The organism is Aureibacter tunicatorum, assembly GCF_036492635.1.
Classification (GTDB): Bacteria; Bacteroidota; Bacteroidia; order Cytophagales; family Cyclobacteriaceae; genus Aureibacter; species Aureibacter tunicatorum.
The window spans coordinates 3,701,724-3,717,795 of record NZ_AP025305.1 but is presented as its reverse complement, the minus strand read 5'-3'; the positions used below and the strand labels follow the sequence as shown (position 1 = coordinate 3,717,795).

Here is a 16,072-nt window from a genome sequence, read left to right as displayed (position 1 = left end):
AACTTGTGCCTAATGTCAGCAGATACACAAAATCCATCTTGAGCAATCGGGATGGATTTTTTATATGCTTTCTATCGTAAGTTTTCAACTTGTTTCAAATGTTGGATTTAGCTAATCAAGCATCCATGTTTAGGTTTGCGGTTTTGAAGCGTAGTCCAAGTTGCAAACTTGAACTAGGCAGGTTTCCACCACTATGGCCTACATCCCGACAAGTCGCACAGGCTCAGCTGTCCCTTTCATGAAGACCGCACGCCCAGCATGCAGGTCTACTACAAGACCCAGACCGCCTATTGCTTCAGTGCTAACTGTGCCACCCACGGAAAGAGCCTTGATGTCATCGACTTCATCATGCACAAGGAAAATATCAGCAAGCACGAAGCCATCCTCAAAGCCAAATCCATGATCCAAGGAGAAATCACCAAACCAGCCCACACCAGAGAAAGCATCCTAGCACGCACTTTTCTCTACTTCCGCAACGGCCTGCAAAGCAGCAAGACCGCCAAAGAATACCTGTCCCACAGAGGCCTAGACAAAGACATGCTCGAAATCGGCTACAACTCCGGGCAGTTCCACCACGGCAAGCGCAAAGATGAATCCTTGATCCAAAAATACCTGGAGCTCGGCCTTCTCATCGACAAAAACCTCACCTCCTCCAAAGGCGGCAAAGCCTACAGCATCTTCGCCAAAAACAGCCTCTGCTTCCCCCTCAAAGACCACCAAGGCAACATCATCTCCCTCTACTTCAGATACGCAGATCCTGTCGTAAGCGCACAAGATCTTGTGCGCCCTGTATCGGCTACATCCCAAAGTGTCAAGAGCCCTGCGATGCCCTCATCATCCCCCAAGCATTTTTATCTAAAAAACCGCCAAGGCCTCTATCCCTGCTACCCATCCGCAGACACCAAAAAGATCATCCTCTGCGAATCCATCATCGACACCGCCAGCCTGCTCCAGCTCCCCGAGATCACAGCAAAATACAGCCTGCTGGCACTCTACGGCACCAACGGCATGACGGAAGAACACAAAACAGCACTCAAAAACTTGTCGTCCCTCGAAGAAATCATCCTCTTCCTCGACGGCGACCAAGCCGGCAAAAAAGCCACTGAAAAATACAGCCAAGAACTCACAAACCTGCTACCCAACACAAAAATATCATCCGTGGACACCCCTGACGACGAAGACATCAACAGCCTCCTCATCAGCCACGACGACACTGCGATCTTCACCCATCTGCTCGATGCCCGCATCCCACGGGCCAGGCTTGCCTTGCCCGATGTAAGCGCACAAGATATTGTGCACCCTGCATCCGATCATCCATCTATATCTGATGGCAGATCCGATATCGATATGCCAGATATATCCGCCATGCCCGATGATATCTCCATCGTAAGCGCACAAGATCTTGTGCGCCCCGCATCAGATAGCTCAGAAGTATCCATCCCATCTCTCCAAGTAGACAACCCACACAGCTTGCTCTTCACCACCCCCACCGCCATCTACTCCATCAAAGGAGGCCTCCGCACAGACCTCGATAGCCTCAAGGTCACCTTGGTCATCGAAAACCCCGGAACCACCAAAAAAAGCCGCAGCAAGCTCGACCTATACGAAGACAAGCAAACCGAAAAAGTCAGCCGTGAAGCAGGCGAGAAGCTCCATTTGCGTCCCGACCTCATCGAAAGCGACTTGAGCCAATTAGTAGATCTGCTTGATGAATACCGAGAAAGCCAAAACCCTGAAGACCAGCAGGAAAACAAACCCGTAGACATCCCAAGCAACACCAGATCCGCCTGCATGGACTTCCTCAGCAAGCCCAACCTGATGCAAAGAATCAATGAACTTATCGGCAAAAGCGGAGTCGTGGGAGAAGAAAACAACCGTCTCTTTCTCTTCGGCATCGCTTCCAGCTACAAGATGCCTGAGACTTTGCATGCCCTCATCCAAGGAAGCTCCGGAAGTGGCAAGACACACCTGTTGGCTACAATAATGGACTTCATGCCCGAAGAAGACATGATCAGCCTGACCAGAGTTACTGAAAGCAGTCTGTACAATTATGGCCAGAACGAACTCAAAAACAAGCTCATCGGCATCGAGGATTACGACGGCTTGGAAGAAAAAGCAGAGCTTGCATTCAGAGAACTACAATCCAAAGGCATGATATCCAGCAGTACCAGTGGCAAAAATGAACGCACAGGAGAAATCACAGGCTTTGTCAAGACCGTTTACGGCCCGATAGCATCACTCTCAGCCACCACCAGAGGCGAAATCTACGAAGACAACATGAGCCGTTGCTTCATCGTCGCCGTCGATGAAAGCCATGAACAAACATTACGAATCATCCAATATCAAAACAACAAATCAGCAGGCATCATTAACCGTCAAAAAGAGCAGGAAATCAGAGTCTTCCTTCGCCACTGCATGCGACTTTTGAAGCCTTATGACGTAGTAAACCGCTTCGCCAACCAGATAGAACTGCCAAGAGAAGCCCACAAGATCAGAAGACTCAACGATCTGTTCCAAAGCTATGTACGTCAGATCACACTGCTCAATCAATACCAGCGCCAGAAAGACGACCAAGGCAGATTACTGACAGCCAAAGAAGACCTTCAGACCGCTATCGAAATCATGTTCGACAGCATCATATTAAAAGTCGATGAGCTTGACGGAAGCCTCCGTGACTTCTACGAGAAACTCAAGGAATACGTCCTGAATAAAGGCAAAGACTACGAGTTCGAACAGCGTGAAATACGTCAAAAGTTTAGAATCAGCAAAAGCCAGATGCAGCGCCATTTTATCAACCTGATGGAACTCGAATACATCACCAAAAGCAACATAGGCATAAGAAACACCTATCGATATAAAATATCCTACTGGGATAATATGGAACTTGTCAAAGATAAAATCAAAGGTAACTTATATAAACAACTGAATAAACTCTAGATACCCAAACCCTTGGGTCACTGAATGGGTCAGTCAACCTACAGAATAACAACAACTTACAAGTAGCGACCCCCGACCCAAAGAAAATGCAAGACCCCCTAAAAGCGATTAACCATCATAACAGATAATAGAAGACAAGTAAAGCTGAACCGAAGAGACGGCACTTGAGAAGTGAGCGTTAAGAAATCTCAGCTTGTTATCGTTAAGAAATTTTCACTGTCTGAGCGAAGCGAGTTTGAAAATTTTAGAGAACAAGAAGAGATTTTAGTGAAGTTCTCACTGCCTAGATTCTTTGCTTACTTTCTCATCAATGGAGAAAGTAAGAAGAAAGAAAGTAAACAACCTCAAAGTCATCAATAGAGCAGAGAAGCAAGAAAAGAACTACTAAAACATCCATTATGAACCTCCAATCCCTATACTTCCAAACCCACCTCACCAACCTCGGCTACAGCAAAAGCACCCTCCGCATGCTCCCAGCCTGCATCAACGCCTTCCTCAGCTTCACCCAAAAGAAAATCCATGACATCAATCCCGAAGACATCCAAAGCTTCCATAACCACCTACAAGAACGCCCCAACAAGAAACGTTTCGGAGGCCTCAGCGACAGCTACATCCAGCACCACATATACGCCATGCGCTTATTTTTTCAATGGAAAATAGACTCAGGAGAACTCAACAGCAACCCCATCAGCGGACTGCACTTCCCAAGTCCCCAGCAGAGCAAAAAAGAAATCCTCACACAGCAGGAAGTCAAACAACTCTACAACTACTGCCACAGCCTACAGGAAAGAGCTTTGCTCAGCGTTTTCTACGGATGCGGACTCAGAAGATCCGAAGGCGAAGCCCTCGACCTCAGAGACCTGCACTTCGTCAAGCAAATGCTCTACGTCAGATCCGGCAAAAACGGACGCTGGAGAGCCGTTCCCATGAGCGACAAAGTCACCGAAGACCTTGAGCGTTACAGCCTTTACAGCCGTATCCCCAAAGGCACCAATGCCTTCTTCTGCAACAGCAGAGGACAGCGCATGTCAGGCGTCTCCATGAACAGAATGCTTCACAAAATCCTCGACAGGGCAGGCATCCGGAAGAAGATCAGCCTCCATCATCTCAGGCACAGCATCGCCAGCCATCTGCTTGAAAACGGCCTCTCCGCTGAATACGTCCGCAACTTCCTCGGACACAAACATCTGGATACCACACAGATATACACTCAGATCTCCCAACAACAACTCGACACATGGAACTAGAAAACTACCTCCGACAGCATCACACCCAAGGCACTGCCAAGCGCTACCTTCGTGAAATCAATCTCTTTTTTCTTTCATTTGAAAATAAAAGCACCACTCCCGAAGACGCGGACTATCAACAAGTCATGCAGTACATCGGAAGCCTCCGCAATGAAGACAAAGACCCCAAAGTGGCACTTTTTGCCCTGAAAAAATATTACGACTGGCTCATCCATCAGGGCGTCAGAAAAGACCATCCGGCAAAGTCCGTCAAGCTCAGGGACAACAAGAGCCGAGATATCCAGATGCAGGAACTCTTTAACACCGAAGAACTCGCCCTTCTCCTTGACAGAGAAGAGCGCTACGTCCTTCTCCGCAACCGCAACAAGATCATCATCAGCTTCCTCATCTGGCAGGCACTCACCAACGGCGATATCCGAAGTCTCCAGCTTCAGGATATCAACCTCGAAAAAGGCACCATCGACATCCGTTCCACTCCCAAATCCAACGCCAGAACCCTCAGGCTCAGACCCGAACAAGTCTTCTGGCTCATGAACTACATCCAGCAGGACCGCCCGCAACTGACCAAAGACGACAGCCAAGCCCTCATCATCAGCAAGCTCGGCAAAGAAGAAAACGGCGAAGGCATCGGCTACCTCATCGAAACCATGCGGCCACTCTTCCCTGACCGTACCCTCAATCCCAAGACCATCCGCCAGAGCGTCATCGCCAACCTTCTCAAAGACGGCAAAGACATCCGCCATGTCCAGACCTTCGCAGGCCACAAGTACCCCAGCACCACCGAAAGGTACAAACACAGCCAAACCGACAAGCTCAAAGAAGAGATCCTCAAGAAACATCCATTGGGCTAGCAATTAGCCAACAAGGAAACGGCACTGCCTCGTAGAATCCTCACTGCTCACTTGAAACAGGGTTATAAGGCGTTCGTCTTCATCAGTCGGCAAAGCTTCCCGCCAGACCTCACAGCCCTTTTTTCCTATTATTTATTTTTTCAATTGAAGAAAAAAACAACTGTTCGCCTCCTTCGTCGGTGCTTCGCAGTCTGTCACGAAGCTTGCACTCCTTCCTCATCCTCACCTCAGGCTACTTTGTCCTGCTTGGCCACTACCTTCCGTTTTGGTCGTCCCTCCCTTCACTTCTGGCAGTCACCAGCAGTCCATCGCCTTCGATAGTTTGGGCGCGCCCTTTGCCCAGCGTCAGTATCATGTCCACCATGCTCATCCTTCACATTCCCTGTCCATGACTGCCGCTGGGGCGCGCAGGTAGCTTCGCCACAACTCGTAGCCGCTTCAACAACAAGACTTTAATCCAGCGGAAATGAAAAACATAACGTACAGAACTTAACAGCTTCAAAATAAAAGTACCCATATAAGACCCTCGTCTTATATTAAAACTTAGCTCCCTGAAACACAGCTCTAGCCAACCAACTGCCAAGCAACACCGAGGAAAGAAAAAAGGAGAAGTAGGAGGGGACGAGGCATAAAAAGTGAAAGGTATCTACGTTCATACTTCGCTCCGAACCTTTCATTTTTACCCCTCGAATATTAAAATACTTCTCCTTTTACTCTTTTCCTCTTCGGTCATGCTTTTTTTATACGCCTTCCTGCTCCTTACAGGCCCTTCCGTTCACGATACTTCACAGCCCTTTGCCAGCCCAGCCCTGAACGATGTTCCTTCGCCCTGGAGTGAGGGCGACCAGACGGCAGTACTCCGTAGATACTCCATAGGTAGTCCATGGATAAGCCCTCTTTTTTCTTTCAATTGAACCTGACTTTGTCAGCTCATGAACACCATTGAAAATCAACAATACAGTGAATAAAAGAAAAACAGACAGTAAAATGCACAAATAAATCCCAAAATCCCCTAAATTAGAAGCAAGGGAACGCCAAAAGGGCTTCCTGAAGAGACCCTCACAAGGAGGCTCTCCGACCTTTGAGGAGAATTATGGGTATGGATTTAACGGCAAGGAGAAAGATGATGAAATAAATGGGGAAGCTAGCGTCTACAACCTTGGGGCAAGAATGTATGATGCCCGTATAGGCAAAATGTTCAGTGTAGATCCTTGGACAAAAAAGTATCCTTGGCAGACACCTTATGCGTATCATAACAATACCCCAATCTGGCAAATTGATTGGATGGGATTAGGTGGTGAAGATGATGAATTACCTTGGTATTTGGGACCAAATAAATATAGACCTACTCCATTACTTACATTAGGGCTACATAATATTAAATTACCATATGTACCATATCAAAGAAAAGACGGACTTAAACATTTTATTCCTAATGTAATCGTTTCTTATTATCATGGTTTTGCTACTACATGGAATGAAGGGATGGAAGGACGTACATCATCAGATATGGCATTTGAGTCAGCTGATGGCATTGAAATGCTTTTAAATGATGTTGTAGAAGGAAATCTAGATCAACAACATGTTGAACAAGCATCAATTTTTTTGATTGTTCGAAAAATAGGCAAGGTTAGAGCTTTTGGTTGGGAAAAAAGGCTTGCAGCGTATAATAAATTTAGTAAGGACTGGGCTAAAGCTAGTTTTAGTGAAGCTTTAAATAAATTTGCTCCAGGTGTAAAAGGTACTACATCTAAAGATGGAGTAAAAAGAAATTATTTGAATACAGAGACGAATATTGAAATTAAATTAGATTTAGAAAACAACTATTTTCGTATATATGATCATAATAAAAATCAATATGTTGATATGACTGGGAAAACACCAAGTACTGGAAAGTTAGAATACAAAGAAGCTAGAAATTATGTTAAAGCTCAGACTCATCTAAAAAATACGGATTCTTTTTTAATAGAAAATTTATGGTAAGAATATACCCCATTTTTGTTTTAGCTGAAGAAATAAATGAAAGTCAAATGAATTATTCAGAAGCTATAAGTTGGTGTTACGACAATTTAAACAATCCAAGGGTTTTTGTTTTACAAGAGGAAGATATATATTTTATTCAACAAAAAACTTGCATATTAGATATAATTAATGAAGAAGGTGATTGTATGCTTCAAGTGGGGGAAGATGATTGGATAATTTCAAATGAAATAAAAAAAAGGATATATGAAAGATTTATGACATATATACAGGATTCAAGTCAAAAATTAAAGACTTATTTGAATCCAATAATTGATTTGTTTAGTATAGCGATTAAAGAAAATAAAAATATATATTTTTTATTTTAATCCTTTCTGCTAGCCCCAAATATTGTCTAAGTTTAGATTAAAAAATATTACTAGTTCAAGATTGCAGCTTGGAGCAAATACCCCGCCTGGCGCAAGTTTATAACTTGTGCCTAATGTCAGCAGATACACAAAATCCATCTTGACCACCTGGCGCAAGTTTGCAACTTGTGCCTAATGCTGGCAGATACACAAAATCCATCTTGAGCAATCGGGATGGATTTTTTTATATGTTTTCTATCGTAAGTTTTCAACTTGTTTCAAATGTTGGATTTAGCTAATCAAGCATCCATGTTTAGGTTTGCGGTTTTGAAGCGTAGTCCAAGTTGCAAACTTGAACTAGGCAGGTTTCCACCTAGCGCAAGGTACTGTCTTAAAAAGCAAGCATAATAATATAATTTTATATAGCTTTATAAAACGGAAAAGAGGGCTCCACCTAGCGCAAGTTTGTAACTTGTGCCTAATGCCAGCAGATACACAAAATCCATTTCTGTTGTAAGTTTTCAACTTGTTTCACATGTTGGATTTAGCTCATTATGCATCCATGTTTAGGTTTGCGATTTTGAAGCGTAGTCCAAGTTGCAAAATTGAACTAGGCAGGTTTCCATCTGGCGCAAGTTTGTAACTTGTGCCTAATGCTGGCAGATACACAAAATCCATCTTGAGCAATCAGGATGGATTTTTTTATATGTTTTCTGTCGTAAGTTTTCAATTTGTTTCACATATTGGATTTAGTTAATCAAGCATCCATGTTTAGGTTTGCGGTTTTGAAGCGTAGTCCAAGTTGCAAACTTGAACTAGGCAGGTTAGCCCCGCCTGGCGCAAGTTTGTAACTTGTGCCTAATGCTGGCAGATACACAAAATCCATCTTGAGCGATCGGGATGGATTTTTTATATGTTTTCTGTCGTAAGTTTTCAACTTGTTTCACATGTTGGATTTAGCTACCCACCTGGTGCAAGTTTGTAACTTGTACCTAATGTCAGCAGATACACAAAATCCATCTTGAGCAATCAGGATGGATTTTTTATATGTTTTCTGTCGTAAGTTTTCAATTTGTTTCACATATTGGATTTAGTTAATCATGCATCCATGTTTAGGTTTGCGGTTTTGAAGCGTAGTCCAAGTTACAAACTTGAACTAGGCAGGTTAGGCAAGTTCCACACTTAAACTAGTGAGAGCTATATTTTATGTATAGGCGAGATTATTGGTGTATATGCCTAACAAAAGCTTGAAGATTCAATTCTACATCTATCATATGAGCCGAAAATATAAAGTTAGAGATCAATCAAAATTATACTTTATTACTTTTACCGTAGTGCATTGGGTTGATGTGTTTACAAGAGCGGAATACAAGGATATATTTATCAGCAGTTTACAATATTGTCAAGTTAACAAAGGGTTGGAAGTGTATGCTTATGTAATCATGAGCAATCATGTTCACTTAATAGTAGGTGCAAGTGGCTTGAATAAACTGGAAGAAATAATTAGGGATCTTAAAAAGTATACGTCCAAACGGATAATTAAAGCGATAGAGGCAAATTTGAAGGAGAGTAGAAAGGAATGGATGCTTTCTATATTTGAAAAGGCAGGAAAGAATAATTGCAATAACAAGAACTTTCAATTTTGGAAGCAGGATTATCATCCAATTGAAGTTTCGAACAACAAGATCATGGATCAAAAACTTGAGTATATACATGAAAATCCTGTTAAAGCGGGCTTGGTTACGACTGCTGAGTGTTATTTATATAGTAGTGCCAGCAATTATTATGGATTGAATGGCTTGTTGGAAATTAAATTTATAGAGTAGGGTAATTTAATTGTTGTTAAGTCCAAGTTGTAAACTTGAACTAGGCAAGCGTGTTAGCTTTTTGATGTTAAGGCGTAGTCCAAGTTGCAAAGTTGAACTAGGCAAGCGTGTTAGTTTTTTGATGTTAAGGCGTAGTCCAAGTTGTAAACTTGAACCAGGCAAGCGTGTTAGCTTTTTGAAGTTAAGGCGTAGTCCAAGTTTTAAACTTGAACTAGTCAATCGTGTTAGCTTTTTGATGTTAAGGCGTAGTCCAAGTTGTAAACTTGAACTAGTCAAGCGTGTTAGCTTTTTGATGTTAAGGCGTAGTCCAAGTTTTAAACTTGAACTAGTCAAGCGTGTTAGCTTTTTGATGTTAAGGCGTAGTCCAAGTTTTAAACTTGAACCAGGCAAGCGTGTTAGCTTTTTGAAGTTAAGGCGTAGTCCAAGTTGTAAACTTGAACCAGGCAAGCGTGTTAGCTTTTTGAAGTTAAGGCGTAGTCCAAGTTTCAAACTTGAACTAGGCAAGCGTGTTAGTTTTATGATGTTGAAGCGAAGTCCAAGTTGTAAACTTGAACTAGGCAAGCGTGTTAGTTTTATGATGTTGAAGCGAAGTCCAAGTTTCAAACTTGAACTAGGGTAAGCGTGTTAGTTTTATGATGTTGAGGTGAAGCCCAAGTTTTAAACTTGGACTAAGGGTGAATCTGGAAATTAAAATAATTTTGTTCTCTTCTTCTGAACGATTTTCTTGCGTTCCTTTTTATTCTCATCATCATAATAATGAATCAATAACCTTTCGGAGTTTAAGCCAATCACTTTTCCTATTACGGGCTCGGCATAGCTGTTTGAAAAATATTTTACACGATCGCCGATATTAAAGCCAAAGGATTCTTTATTGGCATCGTTTTCTTCAATTTTAAAGATGAAATTCTTGCTGACCTTTCTTGTTACTAGCTCTCCTTCATTGCTTTCGAATTGCACCTGAAGCCTATTAGTCCCTTTGAAGTCAATAACTCTTGCTATGATCAAGTCGCTGATGTCGCTGTCTTTTATGGAAGCGGATACATAAATTTGCTCGTTCATATTGAAGGATTGATCAGAGTGGTTTTCTCCATTCATCATCATGTCAATATTTTCTTTGTTCATAGTATCCTTGACATCATTGAAGTCCACTACTTCGGCTGTGACGGTCACTTCTGTAGTTGAAACAAGAAAGTAATAAGATCTTTTGAAGTCAACAGTGACATTGGCCAAAGCTTGTCCTTTTTTTAGCGGTCGGTTTGCATACAGGTTGCGTTTCGCTTCCAAGACCAATCCGTCTTTTTTCAAACCTCCAATCCCTAATACTTGCGTGGTATTGGCCGTTCCGATAGCAAAGTCAACGACTTGAAAATTATTATTGCCTAAAGAGGCGTTTCCTGTAAGACCTCCCATGTGGAATGCGCATGAGCTAAGCCCTGCTGATATAGCGAGTAAAAGTATTGACTTTCTTAACATGATATGCTTTTGCGTTTAGTTTTTGTGAAATTAATTATATTATTTATTTTAAAAAATAAATTTAAATATGTTTTTATTTTTAGGTTATTGTAAAAGTGTATTTTTGTTGTTGATTAATTATGTAGTTGCGTTTGGTGTCCTGTTAAGAATTATTTTGGAGTGTTAGAATGAATTCAACGTAGATAAAGTATGTGGCTTATTTCGTATGAGTCCATGTTGAAGTTTAGTCCAAGTTTCAAACTTGAACTAGGTAGGAGACCTCCCCTCTCTAGTTCAAGTCTGTGACTTGGACTAAATACGAATAGAGGTTTTGAAGCGTAGTTCAAGTTGTAAACTTGGACTGAGTAGGATATCATGAAAGAAGTAGTAATTTGAAAAGTCAAGATAATTAAATTAGTATAAAAAATTATGAGCTCTTTATTAAAGTCAGAAATTAAACTATTTTTTTGCTTTATTATATTATTTGTGATTTTGGGCTGTTCGAAAGAAAATGTTATAAGGGGTAATTATATTCAAAAGACGGATTATTTTGCTGATAGCATTATTATTAAATTTGATAGCTCGGTTTTTTACTATAAAAATAAAGGACTAACAGGTGATAAGAAAGGAAGATTAATATCTGATTCATTGATAATATTTGAAAAAGATCTGTATGATAAAGAGAAAATGGATTTTTATATTTCTTATGATACATTCCCGTATGAATTTATGAGAAATAAAATAATATTTAGAGATAAAAAATACCTAAAAATTAAATAGAGTTTTTACCCCCTTCCTCTCTAGTTCAAGTCTGTGACCCACCTGGTGCAAGTTTGTAACTTGTACCTAATGTCAGCAAATACACAAAATCCCCTCTAGTTCAAGTCTGTGACTTGGACTAAATGCGAATAGATACAGTTTAAGTTATAGTATGAGTCCAGGTTGCAAACTTGGACTAGGTTGGGGGAATAATCCTAATAAATTCAAAAAAGGTGTTGTTGTTGAGCAATTTAGACAAATAAAACAATTAGTAGATGAATTTAATGAACAAGAACGAATCAATAATATCGCGAATACACTGGAAACTTCTGAGCCTCATTATTAGTAGCTTATTTATAATTACATCATGTGATAATAATAAAAATATTAATTATTCAGAGAGTGAAACATTCTTTAATATATTTAATAGTGACCATGATCATTATCTATTTGAATATAATTTTATCTTAAAAAATAAGGGAATTAAATATGCTTTTTTTGGTCATGGAGAATTAGAATATAAAAAAGATTGTTATATAATCAATATCGAAAAACTAGGAATAAATAAAGAGGTGCTTTTTAACTTTAATTCATCAATTGGGGCGTTTAATAGTATTAAATTTAATTTTAATAATTTAATTTTTGAATTGCCGATTAAGCTGGAAAATGTATATATGAGAGGAGATGAGAAAATATATAAATTCAGATTAATCAAGTCTTATTATTATTATACTGATGAATATGATCAAATTTTATTTGCGTCTCCTCAAAAAGGATTTATTGGTGGATACTTATTCGATAATAAAAATAGTAATTATTTAATATCTAAGAGAGGAGATATATTGGAAGATTTAATAGATTATACTAATTATTCTTATAGGGTTTTAAAATAAAAATCTGTACTACCATCCGTTCGTCCCCCATTTTCCCACCTGGTGCAAGTTTGTAACTTGTACCTAATGCCAGCAGATACACAAAATCCCCCCTCTAGTTCAAGTCTGTGATTTGGACTAGGTAGGTGTTCTGTTGTCTGTCGAAAGTTTTATGTTCGCGTGGCGATTACTCAATCTGCCGTTTTATGTTTCTAAAAGCTGATTCCAAGTCTAAAAATGTTTCGACTTTTATGCTGTTATGACTCATTTTGTTTTTTTCAATCATTTGATCTATGGCAAACTGATTGAATATATTTTCTGATTCAATAATCAGTAATTGTTTGACCTTACTTTGCAACAGGGATGGAACCATTACATTATGACCCCATTCTTGGCTTTCCTTGGAAATTACTTTGCCTTTTCTATTGTCCGAAATGACAGTTTTAGCTCCTTTTTCTTTAACGAAGTTGATGGCTTTCATAGCGTTTTCATGATGAATGTCTGAAGAAGCGTAGCCAATCCATTTTATATTAATTGTATTCAATGACTTGATATAGCTTATTTCGCATTTGTTAGTCTGGTATAAGATTTCATATGATTCCATTTTGTTTTATTTTAAGGTTATAAATTAGGTTTTTTGAGGGTGATAAATGATGTGGAATAGCTCATTTATCTAGTTGTTAACCTTAATATAGCTGATTCAGACAATATGTTTCAGTGAAGATATAATTATATTTTATTGGAAATGAATTTAATTATTTTGCTGTATACTTATTCGGGTTTTTTGTATACGAATTGCTTTTTTTAAGACTTGTTCTTATGGTTTGTCCACCTGGTGCGCAAGTTTGTAACCATATTCATGCTTGAGGTTTTGAAGCTGAGTCCAAGTTGCAAACTTGAACTAGGGTTTTCACATGATGGATTTAGCTAATAATGCAGTTTTGTGCTTGCGACCTAAGGCTCATGTTCAGGCTTGAGGTTTTGAAGCGCAATCCAAGTTGTAAACTTGAACTAGGGTTTTCACATGTTGTATTTAGCTAATCATCCAATTTTGTGCTTGCGACCTTAGGTCTATGTTCAGGCTTGAGGTTTTGAAGCGCAGTCTAAGTTGCAAACTTGAACTAGAGTTTTCACATGTTGGATTTAGCTAATCATCCAGTTTTGTGCTTGCGACCTTAGGCTCATGTTCAGGCTTGTGGTTTTGGAGCGCAGTCCAAGTTGCAAACTTGAACTAGAGTTTTCACATGTTGGATTTAGCTAATCATCCAGTTTTGTGCTTGCGACCTTAGACCTATGTTCAGGCTTGAGGTTTTGAAGCGTAGTCCATGCAAACTTGAACTAGGCAGCCTGAAGCTGTGATTTGGACTAATTGCTGGCTGATACAAGACATTCATCTTGATTGAGCAGTCGCAAGTTGCGAACTTGGACAAGATGGACAATAGTTGATCTATATTGCAAGCTGGAATTATTTTGTCTACAAAGCCGGCCTATGGAGAAGGCATAAAAGCGGGGAAGAAAGACTAACTAAGCTATTGATTAAAGAAGTTAGTAACGGTAAGATACTTACATCTTGATGTGAAATGAAGGATCTTTGTATTAAGATATTTTTCACACATACATTGTCTAATTTTATAAAAGGCCGCTTCAAACGGAAGCGGCTTTTTAATCTTCAAAAGAAATACACACTAAAGCGCAAGGCTGAACGCGCTAAATCGAGACCTCATTCAGAAGCTCGTTCATCAAGTCGTTGAATTCCTCCACATATTTGTCGTAGTATTCTCCTGTGCCTGGGCCTGAGAAGCCCGCATGCACCTTGCGGATATTTCCTTTGCGATCGATGAATATCGTTGTCGGATAAGAGACTACTTTTGAAAGCATAGGAAGCGCTTTCGCAGTAGCGCCTTTTTCTCTTTTGCCTGCGAAAAGAAGTTCATAATTCACATCAAATCGTTTCTTTAGCTTGTTGAGCTTTTTTTGCGCTGACTCTAAGTTCTCTGCTTTTTCGAAAGCCAAGCCGATGATTTCAAGTCCTTTGTCTTTATTCTCGTTGTAATAAGGCGATAAAAACTTCATTTCATCCAGACAGTTAGGGCACCATGAGCCCAGGATTTGGAGAATGACAACTTTGTCTTTGAACTTCTCGTCTTCCAAGCTGACAGTTTTGCTGTCAAGATTAGGGAAGGAGAAAGAGATCTTTTCAAAGCCTTCTTTCAGATAAGTCTCCATGCTCAAGTCTTTTATTTTCGCGTTTTCATTGGCGGTAGCCGACCATGTTGCCAGATAGCTTTTGCCTGAGTGAAATTTTCCATTTGTCAATTCATCATTGATGATCTCAGCGGTGAATAAGTATAAAAAGCCTCCATCGAAAGTGGAAAGCATCACTTTATTGCCGCTTACGACACCTTCCAGAAATCTATAATCCCCTGATGGAGTCAAAAAGCTTCCGGTTATTTTATTGCCTATTTGGTCGAGGATGCCAATTGCTTCTGTCTTTTTACCCTCGGGAGAAATGAATGTGGTTTGCCATTTGCCGGTGATGTTTCTGGCCGGAGTTTCATTCATGCCTTCGAATCTATCAAGAGATTCTCCTTTCTTGGCAGTGAATGGCAATTGGTAGTCTGCTTTGACATATCTTCCATTGAGGGTATTGTCTTCAGGTTTGAATATGAGTTTTCCGTCGTAATTCAATAGTATCACTTCTATTGAGTCGTCTTTGTAATTGATCTCGTCGAGGATGACTTCGTCTTTACCGTTGATGAGAGTTATGGTTTGCAGGTTTTCCGAAAGACGAATGAAAAAAGGTACTTCAGCGCCATTTTGGTTGATAATTGTCCCTAAGTATTTTCCGCTAGCGATGTTTGGCTCGCTATTGGAAGTTTGCTTTTTGTTCTGTGTTTTGCTTTGGCATGAAGCCAGTATAATCATTGGCAGCGCCAAATACATTATTAAGTATCGGTACATAGTAGAATTTCATTTAGAACTTGAATTTACTCTATTTTCTCTGATTCAGATATAATTTTGATGTATTTGATAAGCTTAATACTAAAAATATTACTTATTCAATGGAAATTCATTAAAAAATGAAAAAATTACTCTGTGTGCTTTTTTGCGGGATTTTTATGATATGGTCGCATGCGGGCTTTGGGCAAGCGGCTATTCTCGCTTTGATATTTGGAGACAAAGTGGCGAGCGAAAATTTTAATCTAAGTCTGGAAATAGGAGGAAATCTCTCATACATCAGCGATGTGCCGGATGGCAAGATTGCTTTTGGGGTTAACTTTGGTTTAGGCGCCAATATCAAGTTGAGCGACAAGTTTTATTTAGTGCCTCAATTCCAGCCTCTGCAACCCAAAGGAAATCGTTACAAAGGGTCGCTTCAGACAGGAATCGCTGAGTTGGACAGTTTGTATCAAGACAAGACGGTGCATAGAAGGCTGTCTTATATTGATGTGCCTGTATACATCTATTACAGACCCATCGAAAGGTGGAGATTCGGCATTGGCCCGAAAGTCGGTTTTTTGACAAAGGCGGTGGACTTCTATGAAAATGGAGGCAATAGCTTGGAGCTTGATGTCAAGGATCAGTTGAGCAAGACAGACTTTGGCGTCGCGGTGGATGTGATGTTCGAAGTCTCCAATTTTAGAGGAGGAAAAGGAGTGAATATACATGTCAATTACTATCAGGGTTTGGTGGAGCTGGAGAAAGGAACGAGTAGGAGAAATGGCGTACTTGGCGTGACATTGGGCTTTCCTTTCATATCGGATGAGCAATTGGAGAAGAACAATGCAAAAAAGAAATAGC

14 protein-coding genes and 1 pseudogene are annotated in these 16,072 nt (G+C 40.3%); 11 read left to right on the top strand and 4 right to left on the bottom strand.

Annotation, left to right across the window (positions count from 1 at the left end):
• Positions 1 to 225: 225 nt before the first annotated feature.
• The 8 genes and pseudogenes from AABK36_RS15665 to AABK36_RS15630 form a co-directional block, all read left to right on the top strand.
• Positions 226 to 405: pseudogene (locus tag AABK36_RS15665) on the top strand (CHC2 zinc finger domain-containing protein); the annotation flags it as partial.
• Positions 400 to 2,937 carry a toprim domain-containing protein gene (locus AABK36_RS15660; RefSeq protein ID WP_338390328.1) on the top strand — a complete coding sequence of 846 codons (2,538 nt, stop codon included), beginning with the start codon at positions 400 to 402 and terminating at the stop codon, positions 2,935 to 2,937. The pseudogene AABK36_RS15665 and the gene AABK36_RS15660, both read left to right, overlap by 6 nt.
• A 171-nt stretch (positions 2,938 to 3,108) precedes the next feature.
• Positions 3,109 to 3,297 (top strand): hypothetical protein, encoded by a 189-nt coding sequence (locus AABK36_RS15655; protein WP_309943474.1) that lies wholly within the window; start codon positions 3,109 to 3,111, stop codon positions 3,295 to 3,297.
• Positions 3,298 to 3,335: 38 nt separating this feature from the next.
• On the top strand, positions 3,336 to 4,184 hold the full coding sequence (locus tag AABK36_RS15650; protein ID WP_309943471.1) for a tyrosine-type recombinase/integrase: 849 nt from the start codon (positions 3,336 to 3,338) through the stop codon (positions 4,182 to 4,184).
• Entirely contained in the window at positions 4,175 to 5,035 is an 861-nt protein-coding gene (locus tag AABK36_RS15645; protein WP_309943469.1) for a tyrosine-type recombinase/integrase, read from the top strand. Before AABK36_RS15650 ends, AABK36_RS15645 begins: the two co-directional genes overlap by 10 nt.
• Before the next feature lie 999 nt (positions 5,036 to 6,034).
• Positions 6,035 to 7,018 carry an RHS repeat-associated core domain-containing protein gene (locus tag AABK36_RS15640; RefSeq protein WP_338390327.1) on the top strand — a complete coding sequence of 328 codons (984 nt, stop codon included), beginning with the start codon at positions 6,035 to 6,037 and terminating at the stop codon, positions 7,016 to 7,018.
• The gene (locus AABK36_RS15635) at positions 7,012 to 7,383 is read left to right on the top strand and encodes a DMP12 family DNA mimic protein (protein WP_309943480.1); all 372 of its coding nucleotides are present in this window, start codon (positions 7,012 to 7,014) and stop codon (positions 7,381 to 7,383) included. The genes AABK36_RS15640 and AABK36_RS15635 overlap by 7 nt, the downstream gene beginning before the upstream one ends.
• A gap of 1,253 nt (positions 7,384 to 8,636) precedes the next feature.
• Entirely contained in the window at positions 8,637 to 9,188 is a 552-nt protein-coding gene (locus AABK36_RS15630; RefSeq protein WP_309943482.1) for an REP-associated tyrosine transposase, read from the top strand.
• 6 nt (positions 9,189 to 9,194) lie between these two features.
• Here AABK36_RS15630 and AABK36_RS15625 read toward each other — a convergent pair whose 3' ends face one another.
• Complete coding sequence (locus AABK36_RS15625) at positions 9,195 to 9,692, bottom strand: hypothetical protein (RefSeq protein WP_309943484.1); 498 nt, start codon at positions 9,690 to 9,692, stop codon at positions 9,195 to 9,197.
• Positions 9,693 to 9,875: 183 nt separating this feature from the next.
• The gene (locus AABK36_RS15620; protein ID WP_309943486.1) at positions 9,876 to 10,661 is read right to left on the bottom strand and encodes a DUF6567 family protein; all 786 of its coding nucleotides are present in this window, start codon (positions 10,659 to 10,661) and stop codon (positions 9,876 to 9,878) included.
• A gap of 408 nt (positions 10,662 to 11,069) precedes the next feature.
• On the opposite strand from AABK36_RS15620, the gene AABK36_RS15615 reads away from it, so the two are divergent.
• Both AABK36_RS15615 and AABK36_RS15610 read left to right on the top strand, forming a co-directional pair.
• Positions 11,070 to 11,420 carry a hypothetical protein gene (locus AABK36_RS15615; RefSeq protein WP_309943487.1) on the top strand — a complete coding sequence of 117 codons (351 nt, stop codon included), beginning with the start codon at positions 11,070 to 11,072 and terminating at the stop codon, positions 11,418 to 11,420.
• 263 nt (positions 11,421 to 11,683) lie between these two features.
• On the top strand, positions 11,684 to 12,292 hold the full coding sequence (locus AABK36_RS15610) for a hypothetical protein (RefSeq protein WP_338390284.1): 609 nt from the start codon (positions 11,684 to 11,686) through the stop codon (positions 12,290 to 12,292).
• A gap of 166 nt (positions 12,293 to 12,458) precedes the next feature.
• Here the strand turns inward: AABK36_RS15610 and AABK36_RS15605 are convergent, their stop codons facing one another.
• Together AABK36_RS15605 and AABK36_RS15600 are read right to left on the bottom strand one after the other, a co-directional pair.
• Positions 12,459 to 12,875, bottom strand: coding sequence for a hypothetical protein (locus AABK36_RS15605; protein ID WP_309937946.1), 417 nt, complete (start codon positions 12,873 to 12,875; stop codon positions 12,459 to 12,461).
• Positions 12,876 to 13,978: 1,103 nt separating this feature from the next.
• Positions 13,979 to 15,232 carry a peroxiredoxin family protein gene (locus AABK36_RS15600; RefSeq protein WP_309937947.1) on the bottom strand — a complete coding sequence of 418 codons (1,254 nt, stop codon included), beginning with the start codon at positions 15,230 to 15,232 and terminating at the stop codon, positions 13,979 to 13,981.
• A gap of 119 nt (positions 15,233 to 15,351) precedes the next feature.
• Between AABK36_RS15600 and AABK36_RS15595 the strand changes: the two genes are divergently transcribed.
• Positions 15,352 to 16,071, top strand: a complete 720-nt coding sequence (locus AABK36_RS15595; protein ID WP_309937949.1) for an outer membrane beta-barrel protein — start codon at positions 15,352 to 15,354, stop codon at positions 16,069 to 16,071.
• Position 16,072 lies beyond the last annotated feature (1 nt).